This is a genomic window from Bacillus sp. REN10 (genome assembly GCF_016820555.1).
Classification (GTDB): Bacteria; Bacillota; Bacilli; order Bacillales; family Domibacillaceae; genus Bacillus_CE.
Genome location: NZ_JADHDW010000002.1, coordinates 357,910 through 377,829, shown reverse-complemented (window position 1 = coordinate 377,829; position 19,920 = coordinate 357,910). Strand labels below are relative to the sequence as shown.

Sequence of the window (19,920 nt, the reverse complement as noted above, 5' to 3'; positions counted from 1 at the left end):
CAATGTTCGCTTGTATCTCTATGACGATTTTTAAAAACGGGGAACGGTTCACGAATCCGCTCCCCTTCATACATCAATTGCTTATTTTCCTTCTGGCTTAACTGGCACTTTTACTTCGCCATTTTTAATTTTCGTTGTCCATTCTTCTACAGCTTTCTTCACATCATCTGATAAGTTATCTTGAGTTGGTGCAATGCTCACTGCTCCATCTTCAAGTCCATACTCAATCACTTCTCCACCAGGGAACTTGCCGTCTTTTGCTTTTGTTGCTAAATCTTTTACTGCGATGTCTACGCGTTTAACCATAGACGTTAATGTAACATTCATTTCTTTGCCTTTAACGTTCACTTTACCTTCTTCTGCCTGGTCACGGTCTACACCGATTACCCAATAATCTTTGTTTGGATCTTTTTGTTTCAAACCTTTTGCTTCTGTGAATACACCGTTACCTGTTGCACCTGCCGCATGGTAAATAACATCAATGCCTGAAGAGTACATAGCGGATGCCATTTGCTGACCTTTATCCGCTTTATCAAACGCACCAGCGAATTCAATTTTCACACTTGCTTTTGGATTAACCGCCTTCACACCTGCTTCAAAACCAGCCGCAAATTTGTTAATTAAAACACTGTCTGTTCCGCCGATGAAACCGACTTTATTCGATTTCGTTGTTAAACCAGCCGCTACACCAACTAAGAAAGAACCTTCATGCTCTTTAAAAGTTACGCTTGCCACGTTGTCAACACCTTCAATTTGGTCGTCAACGATAACAAAATGACTGTCTTTACGTTGTTTAGCTACTTCCTCAATTGCCGGTTTTAATTTGTAACCGATTCCGTAAATTAAATCAAATTTATTGCGAACAGCCGTGTTTAAGTTTGTTTTGTAATCGGTATCACTTTTTGATTGAATGTAGTCATAACCGTTTGTACCTTTTTCCATGCCGTTGTCTTTCCCAAACGCTTGAAGACCTTCCCACGCAGATTGGTTAAATGATTTATCATCTACCCCACCTACATCAGTTACCATCGCAACGGTAAACTGATCTTCTTTTTTACCGCCTTTTTCTTCTGTGCTTTTTTCCTTGTCTCCGCCGCCGCATGCGCCTAGCATTGTGCCCGCAGCAAGAACAAGTGACATCGCAAGACCAAATTTACGCTTTTTCATTAAAATACCTCCTCAATAATGATTTAAATGTAGTAGAAATGTTACACAATGTTAAATCCTCTTTCTTAAGACATGAAAGCTGAACTTATCCGCTTTAAAATAGTTCATTGAGTATAAAATAGGCTCGTCCAGCTCATCATAGTGAAGCTGTTTTAACAAAAGTAAAGCGGTTTCAGGATCACACTCAAGAATAGGGGATACCTTTTCATGATACCCAAATGGTTCGATTTGAGCCACCGCATGAGAAATTTTTCGCTTCCCTATCCGATCAAGCACCGAAAATAACGATTCATCTTGATAATTATAATCCTCTGGAAAAAAACGAGCGGGAATTTTGTCGAGACAGTAAACAACGGGTTCACCATTCGCTGTTCTTACACGCTCAACGACCACAATTTCTTCGTCTGGACGACAATGAAATCGCCGCTGATCTTCTTCTGTCGGACTTTGAGTGCCTGAACTTAAGAAAATAGTACCTGGTTCCATCTCCGCTTGAATAATCATATTGGTCACGCTTGTTAACTGTTCAATTCCTGATGTAAAAAGAGGCTTGGAATTAACAAAGGTTCCTACTCCATGTCTGCGGATAATGACATTTTCTTCTTCTAAAATTCGCAATGCTTCTCTTAACGTTGCTCGACTCACACCTAATTGTTTCGCCAATTCAAATTCAGAAGGAAGTTTTTCTTTTTCTTTGTAAATACCTACTTCAATATCACGTTTTAAATGATCAATGACTTGCAGGTATAGATGTCTGCTATCCGATTTAATCGTCATTCAACAACCACCCTCTCCCTGAAGACATCAGACCTCTGATGTATAACATTTCTACTAATTTCTTTTAAGATAGCACTTTTTATCATTCTTGAAAAGATGTATTCGCTTATTATCGCAAATTGTTTAAAATTATTTATTTTTTACATTTCACGTCTTGACAAAACTGAAATCCCTTTCAAAAAACAACGTCCTTCTCTCTTACTATTTACCCATTTATCTAAGAAAAAAACGCCTAAACATGTCCATTTAGGCGTTTTTACATTATTCCTCTGGTTTTGGAACTAACACATTTCGCGGCTTGCTACCTTCATAAGGACCTACTACTCCCCTCAGCTCCATTTCATCAATGAGCCTAGCAGCTCGGCTATAACCGATGCGAAAGCGACGTTGTAACATCGAAACTGAGGCTGTCTGCATTTCAGCAACAAGCTGAACAGCCTCTTCGTATAATTGATCTGCCACTTGAGAGGTTTGTTCAGGAACATCTTCCGGAATCATATCTTCTTGATATTGCGCTTTTTGTTGAGAAATCACATAGTCAACAACAACTTCTACTTCCTCATCTGATAAAAAAGCTCCTTGCACGCGAATGGGTTTAGAAGCACCGACAGGGAAAAATAGCATATCTCCTCTCCCTAATAGCTTTTCTGCTCCCCCCATATCTAAAATCGTTCTGGAGTCGGTCATGGAAGAAACAGCGAAAGCGATTCTAGATGGAATATTCGCTTTGATGACTCCTGTAATGACATCAACCGATGGACGTTGCGTTGCGATAATTAAATGAATTCCAGCGGCCCTTGCCATTTGAGCCAACCGAGTAATCGAGTCTTCCACATCGCTCGAAGCGACCATCATTAAATCCGCTAACTCATCAACAATAACAACAATATACGGAAGATACGGCTGCTTCTCTCCTGTTTCTTGATTCTCTCGTCTAATATGTTCATTATAACCTTCAATATTTCTTGTCCCGCTATGCGAGAATAAATCATAGCGCCGCTCCATTTCGCCGACAACTTTTTTTAATGCTTGGGAGGCCTTTTTAGCATCTGTCACAACCGGAGCAAGCAAATGTGGAATGCCGTTATATACATTCAGCTCAACCATTTTCGGATCAATCATCATCAGCTTGACTTCATGCGGTTTCGCTCTCATTAAAATGCTCGTAATGATGCCGTTAATACAAACACTTTTTCCACTGCCTGTTGCTCCGGCTACGAGTAAATGTGGCATTTTATTCAATTCTGCAGACACTGCTTCACCAGTGATATCCCGGCCAAAAGCAATCATCAGTTTAGAATTAGGCTTTTCATTCGCATTCGCTTCTAATACCTCACGCAAAGATACCATCGCCACTTCCGAGTTTGGCACTTCAATACCAATCGCTGATTTACCTGGGATCGGCGCTTCCATTCGAATATCTTTCGCTGCCAAAGCTAAGGCTAAATCATCGCTTAAACTAACGATTTTACTTACTTTGACTCCTACATCTGGATGCACTTCGTATTTCGTCACTGCTGGACCTAAATGAACTTGCGTTACTTTTGCTTTGACCCCAAAGCTTTGAAACGTTCGTTCTAGTTTCGCCGCATTGGCATGAATCAGCTGATATTCCCTGCTTTGATCTGTTTGCTTCGGCCTTTTTAATAGTTTCAGAGGCGGAAGTGTATAGTCTTTATTTTCCACTTCGGTAAAGGTAATGGCCGGAACACTTTCCTCTGCAATATCCTTTTTCTGTTTCTCTGTTGGAATGACATCCTCTGGAGGATCTTCTGAATAAGCACGTTCCGCAAAACTCGAAATAATCGGTTCATCGGCCAATGGATCGTCTTCATTCGCTTCTTCTACTACTTGCTGATGATCCTTTATTTTGACTGGAGCGTCCAGTTCGTGATCTTTTTTCTTCGCTTTTCTTTCACGTGTCCACTCTTTCATATCTTGCAGAAAAGCTGCCCATTGCTGGCTTAAAAATGTTCTGCCAACAACAAAGAATCGGCCAAATAATTCACTGAAAGATTTGCCAGTAATTAAGATCATTCCAATTAAAATAAGAACAAAGCTACAAATTCTAGTACCTAGTGTATCAAACAAAAAGTACGTAACGGAAAATAATAAAGCTCCAACTATTCCGCCGCCGAGATCACTCGATGCACCTGTTCCTTCTTTCACTTCCATCCAAAATAAGTTCCACGTATTAATTAACACACTCGGTTGTTCAAACGAACGACCGTTTCCGAGCAATTCAAATAACTTAACATGGCTAAGGAGTAGCATACTAATCAAGATTGTATATAATCCTACTAATCTTCTTTGAAAGAGAAATGGTTTTTCTCTTTTAAACATCATATAACTCGCATAAGCCATCACACTAATAAAACCAACCATAAACCACTGCCCAAAGAAAAAACGGAAAAAGTAGATAAACGCTTTTCCTACTGCTCCAAGCTGAATAATTCCGATTAAACTTAAGGCAATCATGACAATCCCAATCAATTCTAATTTGATCGTTTCTTTTATTTGTGGTGCTTTTTTAGTCTGCCGGGACGATCTCTTTTTTTTTCTAGCCATAGCAACCACCCACTCTATAGATTTCACAAAAACAAGAAAGCAGCCGCGCTGGCTGCTCATTATATTATAGCATATTTGTTCGTATTCATCTAATATGTTGAAAGAGAAATCATGCTACCTGGAGTGATTTTTTCATTTAAAAAGTCATTAGGATTGGTGCTCGCTACACGAATGACCCGATAATAATTTTCCGCTTTTTGAACATATAAGGGAACGCCTTGCCAATCAATTAGTTCAACCTCATCTCCAGTCTCAGAATGAGGAAAAATGGACTCCACTGGCATCATTGTGTATAAAATCATTGAACCATCTTTCCATTCTGTTCATTCTCTTTAATCAGTTCATTTAATTTTTTCATGGCCTGACCAATTCCCCCAACCTCATTAATCAATCCGCAAGAAACCGCGTCCTCTCCAACAACATTTGTTCCAATATCTCTCGTTAAATTCCCTTTGGCAAACATGAGATCTTTAAATGTCTCTTCTTGAATAGACGAATGCTTTGTTACAAATTTAATGACTCGCTCCTGCATCTTATCTAAGTATTCAAAGCTTTGTGGAACACCAATTACAAGTCCTGTTAAGCGAATCGGGTGAATGGTCATCGTTGCTGTCTGTGCAATAAAACTATAATCACAAGAAACCGCAATCGGAACGCCGATCGAATGCCCTCCACCAAGTACAATCGATACAGTGGGCTTCGATAAAGAAGCGAGCATTTCAGAAATTGCAAGCCCTGCTTCCACATCTCCTCCAACCGTATTTAATACAATGAGGAGGCCTTTAATCTCTGGGTTTTGTTCAATCGCGACAATTTGCGGAATGATATGTTCATATTTTGTCGTCTTATTTTGCGGAGGAAGCTGTATATGCCCCTCAATTTGACCAACAATCGTTAAACAATGAATAGATGTGTCCTTAGGAAGCTGCGGCACATTTGTCTGTCCTAATTGTTGAATTGTTTCAACTAAAGAGGACTCCGTCTTTGTTTGCTCTTCTTCCATCGGCCCTGTTTCTTCTCCAATTAGCCTCTTATCAGCACTCATACCCCTTTTCTCCTTTCTAAGAACGAATATAATTATTTTTTTCTTTTTTCTTGAAATAATACAAAGCAGAATATGGTATCAATGCAAAAAAAAAATGAACCATAGAGATTCATTTTTTATCGTTAAGCTGCTTCTTTATACTTCCATGATAATAGGTAAAATCATCGGGCGGCGTTTTGTTTTTTCAAATAGAAAAGCGTTCAGCTGATCTCTTACATCTTGTTTAATGCTTGACCATTCAAATGATTCCCCGGCCATATTTTTTTCAACAATATCTGTAATCAATTTAGTCGATTGTTCCATTAATTTCTCTGATTCTCTCACGTAGACGAACCCGCGTGAAATAATTTCAGGACCGGAAACGATCCGCTTTTCTTTTTTGCTTAATGTAATCACAACAATGAAGATCCCATCTTGAGAAAGGAGCTTCCGGTCGCGTAACACGATGTTTCCGACATCTCCTACTCCAATTCCGTCAATGAGCACATTTCCGGCAGGGACTTTGGAAGCTACGCGGAGCTTGTCATTTTTATACTCAATGACGTCACCTTTATCCGGTATCACGATATTCTCTTCAGGCACACCCACTTGCACAGCTAGCTTCGCATGCGCTTTTAACATGCGATATTCCCCTTGAATTGGAAGAAAATATTTTGGCTTCATCAAATTCAGCATAAATTTCAAATCTTCTTGGAAACCATGTCCTGATACATGTGCTTTTTTCTTACCTGTCAGTACATTGGCACCTGCGCGATACAGTAAATCAACCGTTTTCACAAGCAATAATTCTAGCCCTGGTGAAGGTGTAGCTGTAATTAACACTGAATCGCCTTTTTTGATTTTAACTAATTTATTTGTGCCTTTTGCCATTTTTTGCAGTGCTTCAATCGGCTCTCCTTGTACCCCCGTCGTTAATATCACAATTTGATGATCTGGGTATTCGGAAATTTCTTGCAAGCTGATCAGGACATCTTCCTGTACCTTTAAATAGCCAAGTTTAATTGCAATATCATTGACACGTTGCATGCTTTTCCCACTAACAGCCACTTTGCGGCCATTTCGATAAGCAGCATCAAATACTTGTTGAATACGAACAAGATTGGATGCAAAAGACGCAACAATAATGCGGCCTTTTGCCGAATGAAAAGCATCAGACAGCTGATTGGCAATCACCGCTTCTGAAGTCGTATGCCCTGGTCTTTCTGCCTCTGTGGAATCAGATAATAGCATAAACACTCCGTTTTGACCAAGTTGAGCCATCTTCCCAATATCCGGTTCATACAATCCTTTAGCTGCTTGATCAAACTTAAATTCACCAGTGTGGACAATTGCTCCTTCTGATGTATGAATCGCCACTCCTAGTGAATCCGGGATGCTGTGAGTTGTTCTAAAGAACGTGACCTCTACTCCGTTAAAACGCAAACGGGAATCCGAATGAACAGTATAGTATTTAACCTCTTCTTTTACATTTTCTTCACGAAGGCGCATTTTTGCCAAAGCGATCGTTAGCTTGCTTCCGTACACCGGCGCTTTAATTTTCTTCAAAACATATCCTAAAGAACCAATCGCATCTTCATGACCATGCGTAAGGAAAATCCCCTTCACCCGCTCTTTGTTTTCTACTAAATAAGTAATGTCTGGAATGACGATATCGATTCCAAGCATTTCATTTTCAGGAAACATCAAGCCAGTATCTACTACAAAAATTTCTTGGTCTACTTCAATGACCGTCATGTTTTTTCCAATTTCGCCAACTCCACCAAGTGGAATGACTTTAATTACTTCATTTTTTCTCTTACCCAATATACTCTTCCTCCTATATAAAGACCAGCCCGTCCTATACCATTGTTCTTATTATAATAGATGAAGGAAAGTAAAGCCAATACTATCTTTCCTTCATTTCAAGATCACTACTCTTTTAAAGAAAAAAACCCATATGATCAACGGTTAAAAGGTGCCGCATTCATCATATTTTCAATGAAAGCTTTATGAAACGCGAGTCAAAAAATGATTAAAATCAATGACATTGTTTCATATAGCCAAAATAAAAAAAGCGCCCAGCTAAACTCAACTTAGCCGGACACTTTTTTATTTCGGATCAGTCCTATTGTTTATAATAGCTTCATTAAATCTGCTCTCTCAGTTTCTGATAGAGGAACAAGCGGTAAACGCACACTTCCCATATCCATTCCCTTTAATTGTAAAGCGGTTTTAACAGGAACAGGACTTGGTGCGGCAAATAGCCCTCTAATTAAAGGCAATAGCTGCTGATGAATCTTTGCAGCTTCTTGATAATTTCCTGCTAAAAATGCGGAAACCATTTGTTGCATTTCATTGCCAACCACATGAGAAGCAACGGAAACAACCCCATCTCCTCCCACTGATAATACAGGAAGAGTCAGCCCATCATCTCCACTGTACACAAGAAAATCATCTGCTGTTCCAGCAATAATTTCCGTCACAGCATCAATATTTCCACTCGCTTCTTTCACAGCTACAATATTAGCTATGTTTGATAGTTTAATCGTTGTTTCTGGAGCTATATTCACACTGGCACGACCAGGAATGTTGTAGATCATCACCGGTAATGAAGTCGATTCAGCAATCGTTTTAAAGTGCTGATAAAGTCCTTCTTGATTTGGCTTATTGTAATATGGAGCCACCAGCATAATCGCATCGACGCCTGCTTCTTCTGCTTTCTTCGTTAACTCAATGGACTGCTTCGTATTGTTGCTTCCCGTTCCCGCAATCACCGGAACTCTTCCTGCTGCTGCTTCAACTGTATGGCGAAACAGTGCCACTTTTTCTTCTCCAGTCAAAGTAGGTGATTCTCCTGTCGTTCCAGCAACAACAAGAGAATCAGTGCCATTGTTAATCAAATGATTCACAAGCTGGGTTATCTTTTCAAAATCGATATTTCCTTTTGAATCAAAAGGTGTCACCATAGCAGTGGACACCCGTCCGAATGAAATCATACTGATTCCTCCTCCGTCAAGCTTACTTCTTTATTTCATATTCACTGTGGTCTTCATGTAATTCAAAAGCATCGTGCAGCGCATTGACCGCTGTAACTAATTGTTCATTCTTCACAAGCACCCAGATCGTTGTATGACTGTCAGCAGACTGTAAAATCCTCACATTCTTTTCAGAGAGAGCATGAACAATTTTTGATGTTACCCCTGGAACTCCTGTCATTCCAGCGCCGACAACAGAGACTTTGGCACAGTCTCGCTCAATATCAGGTTCATATCCCATCTCTTTTAATACTTGTTCTGCCCGATCAGCCATATTACCTGTAACCGTATAAACAACACCAGTTGGAGAAATATTAATAAAATCTACACTGATTTTCTCGTTAGCCATCGCTTTAAATACTTCAGCCTGTAAATTGTATTGATCTTTTTTCGCCTGTACTTTAATCTGAGAAACATCGGATACATGAGCAATTCCCGTCACTAAACGCTCTCTAATGTCAGATCCTTGATTTTGCTTTGATAAAGAAGTAACAAGTGTTCCTAAACCGTCAGAATTAGTTGACCGTATACGCACAGGCACCTTCGCCTGCATCGCGATTTCTATTGCGCGTGGATGAATGACTTTCGCGCCTTGGTAAGCCATATTGCAAACCTCATTATATGTGACAACAGATAGAGGTCTCGCTTTATCAGCTACCCGAGGATCTGCGGTCATAATGCCTTCTACATCAGTAAAAATATCAATCCAATCGGCCCCAAGAGCAGATCCTAAAGCAGCTGCAGATGTATCGCTGCCTCCACGTCCAAGCGTTGTCACATCACCTTCTGCATTCGCTCCTTGAAAACCAGCAACAACGACAACCTCGTGCGCCTCTAATTCTTTGCGAACACGGGAGCATTTCATTTCTAAAATCTTTGCATTTGTATGCTCACTATTTGTGACGAATCCAGCCTGTGCCCCATTTAATGCGCAAGCGGAAATGCCGCTGTCAAGCAGCATATTAGTAAATACAAGGCTTGAGATAATTTCGCCGCAAGAAAGAAGCATATCTTGCTCTCTTGCTGATAGCTTCATATCTTGCCCATTCACTAAGGTTAGAAGAGTATCGGTGGCATACGGTTCTCCTTTTCGTCCCATAGCAGATACCACTACGACTACCTTGTACCCTTCTTTCAGCGCTTTTTCAATATGACGTTTCGCATTTTGACGGCTTTTTTCATCGCGTACGGATGTACCGCCAAACTTCTGAATAATAATCTTCACTTTTTACACCTCTGCATTTCCTCGGTGAGAATTGGTCTACCAGTTATTTTGCTTCAACTAGACCCATTTCAACTAAAGTTTCAGCAATTTGGACAGAGTTCCAAGCAGCACCCTTTAATAAGTTATCAGATACAACCCACATATGGAAGCCTGTATCTTCATCTAAGTCTTTTCTGATTCGTCCAACAAATACATCAATTTTGCCGACGCAATGAGCTGGCATTGGATACACTTGCTCAGAAGGATTGTCTTCTAATACGATCCCTGGAGCATCCTTTAATTTGGCTTGGATATCTTCTGCTGTTACACCGCTTGCCTCTACTTCAAAGTATAATGACTCAGAATGTCCTGTGGCAATCGGAAGGCGCACACAAGTGGCTGCCACCTTTAATTCTGGCATATGCATAATTTTTTTTGTTTCATTAATCATTTTCATTTCTTCAAATGTAAAGCCATTTTCCTCGAACTTATCAATTTGAGGAATTGCATTGAAAGCAATTTGATAATGCTTCTTATCGCTACCTACAGGAAGAATTTCCGGTTGAAATTCTTTTCCTTCGATAATGGCTTTTGTTTGTTCGTTTAATTCTTGAACCGCTTTGGCACCCGCTCCTGATACAGCTTGGTACGTAGACACTAGTACCTTTTTCAAACCATACGCTTGACGAAGCGGTTCAAGAGCTGCGACCATTTGAATCGTCGAACAGTTCGGATTAGCAATGATGCCTTTATGTTGTCGTAAATCCTCTTTATTGACTTCCGGAACAACAAGTGGCACTTCAGGATCCATTCTGAACGCGCTTGTATTGTCAATAACAATCGCACCGCGTTTAGCTGCTTCTGGAGCTAACTCTTTAGAGATGCTTCCACCCGCGCTGAAAAGAGCGATATCGACACCTTCAAAACTTTCAGGCTTCGCTTCTTGTACGATCACTTCTTCACCTTTAAATACAATTACTTTCCCAGCTGAACGCGCAGATGATAGCAATGTAAGCTCACGAATCGGAAAATCTCTGTTCGCTAATGTGTCTAACATTTGTTGTCCTACTGCTCCTGTTGCACCTACTACAGCTACATGAAATCCTTGATTACTCATTTTTCTTCCCCTTTCCCTAGACCAAAATACTCGTGTATATGTAACACGTTTTTTCATAATAAAAAATAGTAGAAAAAATGTAACAACATTTTTTAATAGCTATTATTTTAACACATTAAAGTTTGAAAAGCAGAAGAAAATATTCAGTTATTAAAAAAAGAGAAAAAAGGGAAGGTTAATTCCCATCCCTAAACCGTTCAATAATGACAGGTTGAACTTGTTTTCCAAGTAACGCTGCCTCAATCGTTTCAATTAAGCTATCCATGCGCGCCACCATGGAATTAGGCTTTCTTACGGGGTCATCTTGACCAAATGGAATAAAATAAATATGTTTAGTAGGCATTAGCCTCATAATATTTATGCCATTTAATCCTAGAGCATCATTCGTAGATATGCCAAGGACAACTGGTCTATGATTACGAAGCGTTGCTTTTGCGGCCATTAAAACGGGAGAATCTGTCATGGCATTCGCTAATTTACTGAGAGAGTTTCCAGTAATAGGAGCTATTACCATACAATCAAGAGGGGATTTAGGTCCTAAGGGTTCTGCTTCAACAATAGAATCGATGACTGTCGTATTGGTTAATTTTTCAATTTTCTCAACCCATTCTCCTGCCTCTCCAAAGCGAGTTCCTGTCCCTTTGACGGTCCCTGTCACAACTGGAACAACTTCGGCTCCAAGCTGAACTAGCTGTTCAATTTGCGGGAAAATTTCACTGTACGTGCAATGCGATCCAGTGATGCCAAAGCCAATTCGTTTTCCTTTTAACGTCATATCCCTGCTCTCCTTTCATTTTGCTACATCATTCTTTAATAGTTCCGCCAACACGTTGGCTAATATTTGTCCGGCTGTTTTAGGAGCAACAAGACCTGGAAGCCCAAGGGCTAAAATCGCTTTTATGCCTCTTTTCTCCGCGTATCGAAAATCTGTCCCTCCAGGCTTGGAGGCCAGATCAATGATCAGTGTATGAGGTCTCATCTTAGCAATGGCAGACGCCGTTACCACTAAAGAAGGAACGGTGTTAATAATGATATCTGCTTTTTCTGCCACCGCTGATAATTCGTTCATTTTAAATGGCGTTACCCCCATTTCAATCGCCCGAGCCAAGTGCTCGCTCTTCCTGGCACCTACGAGAACATGCGCACCTAGATTGTTAAATGTTCTAGCCACACTCATTCCTACACGTCCCATCCCAATTACAACGACTGTTGATCCATGAATGGTGAAGTCGGTATGCTGAATTGCCATAAGAACAGCCCCTTCAGCAGTAGGGATCGAGTTATAAATGGCGACATCATCACGGTCAAACAAACGAACGATTTTTCTTCCTGCTTTTTCCGCCATATTCGTTAACAAGGGAGGGCTAATCCCTGTAAAAATGACACAATGGTCAGGTGTTTTCTCAAAAATATCTTTTGATAATCGTAAATGACTGTTTGAAAAGACAGTTTCTACTTCACCATTCGCTTGTAAACCAGCAACGGGCAGAACAATCGCGTCCATTTCTTCAAAAGGAATGTCTTCCATGCTTTCCTTTACTGCTCCAGTGAAACTTTGCTCTAATTGATCAAATCCAGCTAAATAAATTTTTGCATCCAGCTCTGTTAATTTCCGAATAATTTCAAGTTGGCGAGCATCTCCGCCTAATACAGCAACTTGAAGTCCCGTCAGCATCATTTTCACCATCCTTTTTATCTGTAGCACCGATTCACTTTTATATTGTATGAAAAAATTTTTTAAGGGTGAAATAAAATATCGTTTTCTAAAACAAAAGAATCCATCCTTCATCAGGACAGATCCTTGTTGCCAATCTATTAACTAACGTTTTTGATCCTCGCGCTGAAAACGTCCAACGATCCACATCGCCAGTAATTTTATATAGAAGCCGGCAGTTTTCCATCCGGACTAATAAGCGCGGCAGAATAATCTTCAGTAAAGATGATTTCAGCCATACGATTCACGGATTCAAGTGTTACCCCATCGATCAAACTAACCGTTTCATCTAACGAACGATGCTTTCTTAAAATAAGTTCATTTTTCCCGTTTCGGCTCATTCGACTATTAGTACTTTCTAGGCTAAGCATTAAACTTCCTTTTAACTGCTCTTTACTGTTATGCAATTCTTTTGCTGTAATGCCTTCTTTTTTCAAGGAAGTAAGTGTTCCTTGAATCGTTTCAAATAATTGATCTAACTGTTTGGCACCTGTTCCTCCATATATCGTTACAAGACCGCTATCTTGAAAAGAAGAGTGGTAAGAAAAGACGGAATAAGCCAGTCCCCTTTGCTCACGAACTTCTTGGAATAAACGGGACGACATACTGCCTCCAACAATGTTGTTCAATATAATTAAGCTATAAATATCTTCATTGCCTAAAGGCAGCCCTTGAAACCCTAAACATAAATGAGCTTGCTCTGTTTCTTTTCTTCTCGACAGTTGGTTGCAATAAAACTGCGGGACTGATTGATTCACCGTCCGGCTGCCACCTTCATAGCTTCCAAACAGCGACTCCGCTTGTTTGACTAATTCTTCACTCACGTTGCCAGCAATAGAGATAACTACGCGATCTGGCGTATACATATCATACATGTATTGTTTTAATGTATCTTGCGTAAAGCTGGATAACGTCTCTTCCGTCCCAAGAATCGGATAGCCCAGTGAATGATTCTCATATACCGCTTGGCTTAAGAGATCATGAACGATATCATCCGGTGTGTCCTCATACATTTTAATTTCTTCCGCCACCACATTCTTCTCTTTATTCATCTCTTCTTGGTCAAAGGAAGAATGAAAAAACATATCCGCAAGAGTAGATAGCGCATAAGATGCATGATTATCTAACACTTTCGCATAATAACAAGTGTATTCTTTCGATGTAAATGCATTCACTTGTCCACCGATGCTATCAAAGCTTTCAGCAATTTCCTTCGCTGACTTCGTTTCCGTCCCTTTAAAAAACATGTGCTCAAGAAAATGTGAAATTCCATTATTCTCCGGAACTTCATCTCTTGAACCTGTAGCGATCCAAATTCCGATCGCTGCCGATCTAACGGTTGGAATTTCTTCTAACACGATTATAACTCCATTGTCGCAAGTAAATTTCTTTATCAATGTAATCCTCCTGTTCTAGCTGTAACAAAAATCAAGCTCTGCCCTATCTCTATTTCAATATCCGTGTCTCACTTAATAGGTTGGATACCGTACCTATTTTAAAATCCTTTGCTTCAATTTCTTGAATGAGGGTGTTTAAGGAAGCAGATGAAGACTTTGTTGGATGCATTAAAATAATTGCCCCTGGATGCACTTTATCCATCACTCGTTCAATTAACGCATTGGGGGTCGGCTTTCTCCAATCAATTGTATCGACCGTCCATAATGTTGTCAGCATGCCAAGCTTATGCGCCTCTTGTATCGTTTGCTCGTTAAAGCTTCCGCTAGGCGGAGCAAATAATTTAGGTGTATGGCCCGTGATCGCTTCGATCACTTCATTCGTCTTAACCATCTCTTCCTTTGTTTTATTTGCGCTTAATACGGCCATATCTGGATGTGAATAAGAATGATTTCCCGCTTCATGTCCCGCCTTAACAATCATCTTCGCAAGATCAGGGTGTTTTTTGACCCATTTCCCTTCAAAAAAAAAGGTGGCATGAATTTGATGCTTTTTTAACGTTGCAAGCATGTCAGGTAAATACTCTTCTCCCCACGCAACATTGATGCCAAAGGCAATCATCGGCTTATCTGGATGCCCTCGATAAATCGGGGCTGGCGGTAAATCTTTTAAATGTTTTTTCGGGGGTATCTGCCTGTATATTAAATGTTTTTCAACAAATATTCCATCTTTTTTCATGTTTTTTAACGACTTCTCAACATCGACTTTCACTCCATTATACCCGGGGGTTGTTTTCCATACACGATCAATTGTAGCATCTTGAGGTTCTTGTTGCCGTTTTTTTGCCTCATCTCTTATTCTTCCCTCTAAGGATTGAAGCGACTTTTGTACAGTGATCGTATCATATTTCAAGCTATTTATATAGGTGTTAATTGATGTATAACTCATAATGGTAAAGGCGATGATCGCAATAACGATGAGACTTGCCACTTTTTTTGCTGTCGACATGCCTATTCCTCCCTTCGTTCATTTAACACTATGAATGAACAAATGGAAGTAGAACTCGGTCAATTGTACAAACAGCCAAATGTGTATATCCATGAAAAAAGGGCTTGCCCTCATGATTCAATACCTACAACCTATCATCGATAGCTTTTTGAGGTATGGTAACGTTCATGAAAGGCAGACCCGTTATAAAAGATCTTGCTATTAAGATTCTTGCTGCTGCTTTTCAGCGGCTTCCTTCTGCTCTTTTAATACTGCTTTACGAGAAATGTTTACTCGCCCTTGATCATCAATATTGATTACTTTCACTAGCAATTGATCTCCAAGAGACACAACATCTTCCACTTTGCGAACACGCTCTTCCGCTAATTCAGAAATATGCACTAAGCCGTCTTTACCTGGAAACAGTTCAACAAAAGCCCCAAACTTCTCAATGCGCTTAACTGTTCCTAAATACATTTGGCCAACTTCCACTTCACGAACGATGTCTTCAATGATTTTCTTCGCTTCGTTATTTTTAGCAGCATCTGTAGAGGAAATGAAAATCGTTCCATCTTGCTCGATATCAATCTTAACTCCGGTCTCATCAATAATTTTATTGATTTGTTTACCGCTTGGTCCAATAACATCACGGATCTTATCCGGATTAATGTTCATCGTTAAAATCTTCGGTGCATACGCAGATAATTCTTCTCGCGGTTCAGAAATAGTAGCCATCATATGTTCTAAAATCTGCATCCGACCTTTTTTCGCTTGTTGCAATGCTTCTTCTAAAATTTCTCGGCTAAGCCCTTCAATTTTAATATCCATTTGAAGCGCTGTTACCCCATTAGATGTACCTGCCACTTTGAAATCCATATCACCTAAATGATCTTCTAATCCTTGAATATCTGTTAACACCGTATAATTTTCGCCAGATTTCACTAGCCCCATCGCGATCCCTGCTACCGGTGCTTTAATTGGTACACCAGCATCCATCATCGCCATCGTGCTTGCACAAATACTAGCTTGAGAAGAAGAACCATTCGATTCTAGTACTTCTGACACAAGACGAATCGTGTATGGGAAATCCTTTTCACTAGGAACAATTGGCTCAAGCGCTCTTTCTCCTAGCGCCCCATGTCCAATTTCACGGCGACCTGGCGCACGAAGAGGACGAGTTTCACCAACACTGAAGGAAGGGAAATTGTAATGATGCATAAAGCGTTTTGATTCTTCCACACCTAATCCATCTAAAATTTGCACATCGCCTAGAGCGCCGAGCGTACAGATGCTTAGCACTTGCGTTTGTCCACGCGTAAACATTCCCGAACCGTGCGTGCGCGGCAAAATACCGATCGTAGAAGCAAGTGGACGAATCTCATCGATTTGACGTCCGTCTGGGCGAACTTTTTCCACCGTAATTAAACGACGAACCTCTTCCTTCACAAGCTTATCAAGCATTTGCCCTACTTGTTTCATCGTTTCGTCATCAGCTTCTTCTTCAATGAATTTCTCTTTCACTGTATTTTTCACTGCTGTGATGGCTTCTTCACGAGCGTGCTTTTCTTGCACTTGAATCGCTTGAATCATATCTTGTTCACAAAGAGCACGAACTTTTTGCTCAATATCTGCGTCAATCTCATATAGTTCAACTTCGATTTTTTCTTTTCCAACTGCCTGGACAATTTCCTCTTGGAAAGCAATCATCCGTTTAATTTCTTCATGCCCGAACATGATCGCTTCAAGCATTACTTCTTCAGGTACTTCATCCGCACCAGCTTCAACCATGTTGATGGCATCTTTCGTACCAGCAACCGTTAAGTTCATATCGCTTTTTTCCATTTGCTCAACAGATGGATTAATAATGAACTCGCCGTCAACACGACCTACAACAACACCGGCAATAGGACCTTCAAATGGGATATCAGAAAGGCTTAGCGCTAAAGAAGAACCAAACATCGCGGCCATTTCAGATGAACAGTCTTGATCTACGCTCATGACGATACTGATAACTTGCACTTCATTACGGAATCCATCAGCAAATAACGGACGAATCGGGCGATCAATTAAGCGGCTTGCTAACGTCGCTTTTTCACTTGGACGACCTTCCCGTTTAATAAATCCGCCAGGGATTTTTCCTACTGCATATAAACGTTCTTCATAATTGACTGTCAATGGGAAAAAGTCTACTGCTTTTGCTTCTTTTGATGCTGTTGCTGTGCTTAACACAACCGTATCTCCATAGCGGATTAATGCCGCTCCATTTGCTTGTTTAGCGACCTCGCCGATTTCTACAGTCAGCGTTCGGCCTGCCCATTCTATGGAAAATGTTTGTTTCCCTTGCTCCATAAATGAACCCCTCTCTATATCAATAAAAATGATGAATAATTTGCCATTCTACATAATAGCATAACATTCGTTGCATGCTATGCAAAGGTATAACCTTTAAATTACCTATCTTATGTATTATTTACTGAAAACTTATTGATTAAGCACTTATTTTTATCATTTGATGTAAAGAAACACCAAATGTTTTAAACGTAATAAAAAAGCGGGAAAAATCCCGCTTCTCGCATTGCTTATCGACGTAAGCCAAGTTTTTGAATTAGTTCACGGTAACGTTGAACGTCTTTGTTACGAAGGTATGTTAACAAGTTACGACGACGTCCTACCATTTTCAAAAGACCACGACGTGAATGATGATCTTTTTTGTGAGTACGTAAATGCTCATTTAGAGTGTTGATTTGCTCAGTAAGTACAGCAATTTGTACTTCTGGAGATCCAGTGTCACTCTCATGTGTTTTGAATTGGCTGATGATTTCGTTTTTGCGTTCTTGAGTTAATGCCATTTGTAATTCCTCCTTAAATTTTCAAATCCCCTGTTACTGAGCATACGTCGGAGTGGCGCGATGCCAAGCAAAGGTTCGATTTATGCGATCTTAATTGTATCGAATCTTCGATCAAAATGCAAGCTTTTTATAATGGCTTAGCCAAGTAATCAATCGCCATTTGTTTATCTCTTTCAATTTGGCGAACAAGCTCTTCAATACCATTAAATTTCTGCTCTCCTCGGATGTGAATAAACCACTGAATAGCGACTTCTTCCCCATAAATTGAGTGTTCAAAATCAAAAATATGTACCTCAATTGATAATGATGGTGCATCCGGATTTTTAAAGGTTGGTCGATAGCCGATGTTACAAACTCCGTTATACCAATGATCCTTTACTCTGATTTTCACAGCATAAACCCCTGTTTTCGGAACAATAAAATCAGCACTCACTTCAATATTCGCCGTTGGAAAGCCGATTTTTCTTCCTCGCTTATCTCCATGAATAACGGTGCCTCTCACCTCGTATGGTCGACCAATCAATTGATGAACGATATCCATTTGTCCATTTTCAAGCAGCGCTCGTATTCTTGTTGAACTCACCTTTTCTGCTTCATACTCCAGTTTATCCACCGTTGTAAAATCAAATTGGCCTCTAGAATGAAAATGAATGGTTTCCATCGTTCCTTTCCCTAACTTGCCATACGTATAATCAAAACCAGCTACTACATGCAAAACATGTAAACCAATAATATATTGGTCGATGAACTGCTGAGGCTCTAAAGCAGCAAAATCAGAAGTAAATCGAACAACAAATAAATAATCCGCCCCAAGCGAGTCAATCACTTGTTTTTTTTCTTGTAGCGGAGTAATATGTTTTACTTGTTTATGCTTTCGACCGAGTACAACAGAGGGATGCGGATCAAAAGTCATCACCGCACTTTTAATGCCTAGCTCTCGCGCTTTATTTACAGCTGTTTGAATCACTTGCTGATGCCCTTTATGCACACCATCAAAAAACCCAAGAGCCATCACAAGGGGCGGCAAGTCTTCTCTATGTAATTGATGAGGATGGCGCAATAAGATCATTTCCATTTTTCTTCACCCTTCTTCCTGGTCAATCACCTAATACTTTTACGGGCTTTATTTTCCCTGGTTTGGTCGGATGTAAACGATAAATGGCCAGTAAATGCCCTTGAAAGATCACAGCAGCTTCTGCTTCGTTTGCTGGCCAATGAGCTGGTTGATCAAGCACAGCTCCATTTTTCACTTTCTCTGCTAATGTATCACTTATCTCCCATTTCGGCAAATGAGAAATGCCTTTCTCAAGCGGATGTAACGTTGATGCAACTTCATTGTTTTCCTGCTTCCCCTCTAACTCCTTGAGAGTCAAACAGTCTGCTTGAGTAAACCCACCTGAGGCAGTTCTCACTAAATGAGACATGTGAGCAGGATACCCTAATCTTTCACCGATCATAACAGCAAGAGTACGGATATATGTTCCTTTGCCACAAACAACTCGAACGGAAAAACGAATCGATTCTCCAGAAAAGACATCTTGATCATCAAGAAGTTGTATGTCTTCAATCATTACTTTCCTCGAAGGACGATCTACTTCGATTCCTTGACGAGCATATTCATATAGACGTTTTCCATTTACTTTCACAGCGGAATACATCGGCGGCGTTTGAACAATTTCTCCTGTTAAAGACTGTAATATGTTCAAAAGATCCCCTCTTGAAACCTCTTCGGTCAATGCTCTTTTTTCTACTATCTCTCCGGAAGCGTCTTCTGTCGTTGTCGAATACCCTACCGTTACTTCAGCTACATACGTTTTCCCTGAATTCATAATATAGTCCGACAGCTTGGTCGCTCGACCGATGCAGATCGGCAATACTCCTTCTACATCGGGATCAAGCGTACCTGTATGGCCCACTTTTTTCGTGCGAAGAATTTTTCTAACACGAAAAACACAATCATGGGAGGTCATCCCTTTCTCTTTCCAAAGTGGTAATATCCCGTTCATCCTCATTTTCTCCTTTTCAGATTATTTGACAAAATTCCGTAAAAAAAAGAGGTCTTACGCCTCTTTATGAATGAAGT

17 protein-coding genes are annotated in these 19,920 nt (G+C 40.2%); all 17 read right to left on the bottom strand.

The window, feature by feature from the left end; genetic code table 11:
- Positions 1 to 81 precede the first annotated feature (81 nt).
- Positions 82 to 1,167: a BMP family lipoprotein gene (locus tag IRB43_RS05135; RefSeq protein ID WP_203362362.1), complete on the bottom strand. Its 1,086-nt coding sequence runs from the start codon at positions 1,165 to 1,167 to the stop codon at positions 82 to 84.
- A 51-nt stretch (positions 1,168 to 1,218) separates the two neighbouring features.
- Positions 1,219 to 1,944, bottom strand: coding sequence for a GntR family transcriptional regulator (locus IRB43_RS05130; protein WP_203362361.1), 726 nt, complete (start codon positions 1,942 to 1,944; stop codon positions 1,219 to 1,221).
- A gap of 261 nt (positions 1,945 to 2,205) precedes the next feature.
- Positions 2,206 to 4,512, bottom strand: a complete 2,307-nt coding sequence (locus IRB43_RS05125; RefSeq protein WP_203362360.1) for a DNA translocase FtsK — start codon at positions 4,510 to 4,512, stop codon at positions 2,206 to 2,208.
- Positions 4,513 to 4,601: 89 nt separating this feature from the next.
- Positions 4,602 to 4,814 (bottom strand): YlzJ-like family protein, encoded by a 213-nt coding sequence (locus IRB43_RS05120; RefSeq protein ID WP_203362359.1) that lies wholly within the window; start codon positions 4,812 to 4,814, stop codon positions 4,602 to 4,604.
- Entirely contained in the window at positions 4,811 to 5,515 is a 705-nt protein-coding gene (locus IRB43_RS05115) for a ClpP family protease (protein ID WP_203362460.1), read from the bottom strand. The genes IRB43_RS05120 and IRB43_RS05115 overlap by 4 nt, the downstream gene beginning before the upstream one ends.
- Before the next feature lie 177 nt (positions 5,516 to 5,692).
- Complete coding sequence (locus tag IRB43_RS05110) at positions 5,693 to 7,360, bottom strand: ribonuclease J (protein WP_203362358.1); 1,668 nt, start codon at positions 7,358 to 7,360, stop codon at positions 5,693 to 5,695.
- A 308-nt stretch (positions 7,361 to 7,668) separates the two neighbouring features.
- Positions 7,669 to 8,532, bottom strand: coding sequence for a 4-hydroxy-tetrahydrodipicolinate synthase (dapA, locus tag IRB43_RS05105; RefSeq protein WP_203362357.1), 864 nt, complete (start codon positions 8,530 to 8,532; stop codon positions 7,669 to 7,671).
- Between the two features lie 22 nt (positions 8,533 to 8,554).
- A complete protein-coding gene (gene dapG / locus IRB43_RS05100; RefSeq protein ID WP_203362356.1) occupies positions 8,555 to 9,796 on the bottom strand; it encodes an aspartate kinase in 1,242 nt (413 codons plus the stop codon).
- Positions 9,797 to 9,839: 43 nt separating this feature from the next.
- Positions 9,840 to 10,892 carry an aspartate-semialdehyde dehydrogenase gene (gene asd, locus IRB43_RS05095; protein ID WP_203362355.1) on the bottom strand — a complete coding sequence of 351 codons (1,053 nt, stop codon included), beginning with the start codon at positions 10,890 to 10,892 and terminating at the stop codon, positions 9,840 to 9,842.
- Between the two features lie 175 nt (positions 10,893 to 11,067).
- Complete coding sequence (locus IRB43_RS05090; RefSeq protein ID WP_203362354.1) at positions 11,068 to 11,667, bottom strand: dipicolinate synthase subunit B; 600 nt, start codon at positions 11,665 to 11,667, stop codon at positions 11,068 to 11,070.
- A gap of 15 nt (positions 11,668 to 11,682) precedes the next feature.
- The gene (dpaA, locus tag IRB43_RS05085) at positions 11,683 to 12,567 is read right to left on the bottom strand and encodes a dipicolinic acid synthetase subunit A (protein ID WP_203362459.1); all 885 of its coding nucleotides are present in this window, start codon (positions 12,565 to 12,567) and stop codon (positions 11,683 to 11,685) included.
- 200 nt (positions 12,568 to 12,767) lie between these two features.
- Positions 12,768 to 14,003 (bottom strand): M16 family metallopeptidase, encoded by a 1,236-nt coding sequence (locus IRB43_RS05080; RefSeq protein ID WP_203362353.1) that lies wholly within the window; start codon positions 14,001 to 14,003, stop codon positions 12,768 to 12,770.
- 49 nt (positions 14,004 to 14,052) lie between these two features.
- On the bottom strand, positions 14,053 to 15,009 hold the full coding sequence (locus IRB43_RS05075) for a polysaccharide deacetylase family protein (protein WP_203362352.1): 957 nt from the start codon (positions 15,007 to 15,009) through the stop codon (positions 14,053 to 14,055).
- 201 nt (positions 15,010 to 15,210) lie between these two features.
- Positions 15,211 to 17,337, bottom strand: coding sequence for a polyribonucleotide nucleotidyltransferase (pnp, locus tag IRB43_RS05070; protein ID WP_203362351.1), 2,127 nt, complete (start codon positions 17,335 to 17,337; stop codon positions 15,211 to 15,213).
- A gap of 230 nt (positions 17,338 to 17,567) precedes the next feature.
- Positions 17,568 to 17,837: a 30S ribosomal protein S15 gene (rpsO, locus tag IRB43_RS05065; protein WP_203362350.1), complete on the bottom strand. Its 270-nt coding sequence runs from the start codon at positions 17,835 to 17,837 to the stop codon at positions 17,568 to 17,570.
- 127 nt (positions 17,838 to 17,964) lie between these two features.
- Entirely contained in the window at positions 17,965 to 18,912 is a 948-nt protein-coding gene (ribF, locus tag IRB43_RS05060) for a bifunctional riboflavin kinase/FAD synthetase (RefSeq protein ID WP_203362349.1), read from the bottom strand.
- Positions 18,913 to 18,934: 22 nt separating this feature from the next.
- A complete protein-coding gene (gene truB / locus IRB43_RS05055) occupies positions 18,935 to 19,843 on the bottom strand; it encodes a tRNA pseudouridine(55) synthase TruB (RefSeq protein WP_203362348.1) in 909 nt (302 codons plus the stop codon).
- Positions 19,844 to 19,920 lie beyond the last annotated feature (77 nt).

Excerpts from the sequence above, each read along its gene's own strand:
- IRB43_RS05115 (WP_203362460.1), bottom strand. The coding sequence starts at position 5,515 with ATGGAAGAAGAGCAAACAAAGACGGAGTCCTCTTTAGTTGAAACAATT.
- IRB43_RS05125 (WP_203362360.1), bottom strand. The coding sequence starts at position 4,512 with ATGGCTAGAAAAAAAAAGAGATCGTCCCGGCAGACTAAAAAAGCACCA.
- pnp (WP_203362351.1), bottom strand. The coding sequence starts at position 17,337 with ATGGAGCAAGGGAAACAAACATTTTCCATAGAATGGGCAGGCCGAACG.
- dpaA (WP_203362459.1), bottom strand. The coding sequence starts at position 12,567 with ATGCTGACGGGACTTCAAGTTGCTGTATTAGGCGGAGATGCTCGCCAA.
- IRB43_RS05120 (WP_203362359.1), bottom strand. The coding sequence starts at position 4,814 with ATGATTTTATACACAATGATGCCAGTGGAGTCCATTTTTCCTCATTCT.
- IRB43_RS05075 (WP_203362352.1), bottom strand. The coding sequence starts at position 15,009 with ATGTCGACAGCAAAAAAAGTGGCAAGTCTCATCGTTATTGCGATCATC.
- IRB43_RS05135 (WP_203362362.1), bottom strand. The coding sequence starts at position 1,167 with ATGAAAAAGCGTAAATTTGGTCTTGCGATGTCACTTGTTCTTGCTGCG.
- rpsO (WP_203362350.1), bottom strand. The coding sequence starts at position 17,837 with ATGGCATTAACTCAAGAACGCAAAAACGAAATCATCAGCCAATTCAAA.
- IRB43_RS05130 (WP_203362361.1), bottom strand. The coding sequence starts at position 1,944 with ATGACGATTAAATCGGATAGCAGACATCTATACCTGCAAGTCATTGAT.
- asd (WP_203362355.1), bottom strand. The coding sequence starts at position 10,892 with ATGAGTAATCAAGGATTTCATGTAGCTGTAGTAGGTGCAACAGGAGCA.
- truB (WP_203362348.1), bottom strand. The coding sequence starts at position 19,843 with ATGAACGGGATATTACCACTTTGGAAAGAGAAAGGGATGACCTCCCAT.
- dapA (WP_203362357.1), bottom strand. The coding sequence starts at position 8,532 with ATGATTTCATTCGGACGGGTGTCCACTGCTATGGTGACACCTTTTGAT.
- ribF (WP_203362349.1), bottom strand. The coding sequence starts at position 18,912 with ATGGAAATGATCTTATTGCGCCATCCTCATCAATTACATAGAGAAGAC.
- IRB43_RS05090 (WP_203362354.1), bottom strand. The coding sequence starts at position 11,667 with ATGACGTTAAAAGGAAAACGAATTGGCTTTGGCATCACTGGATCGCAT.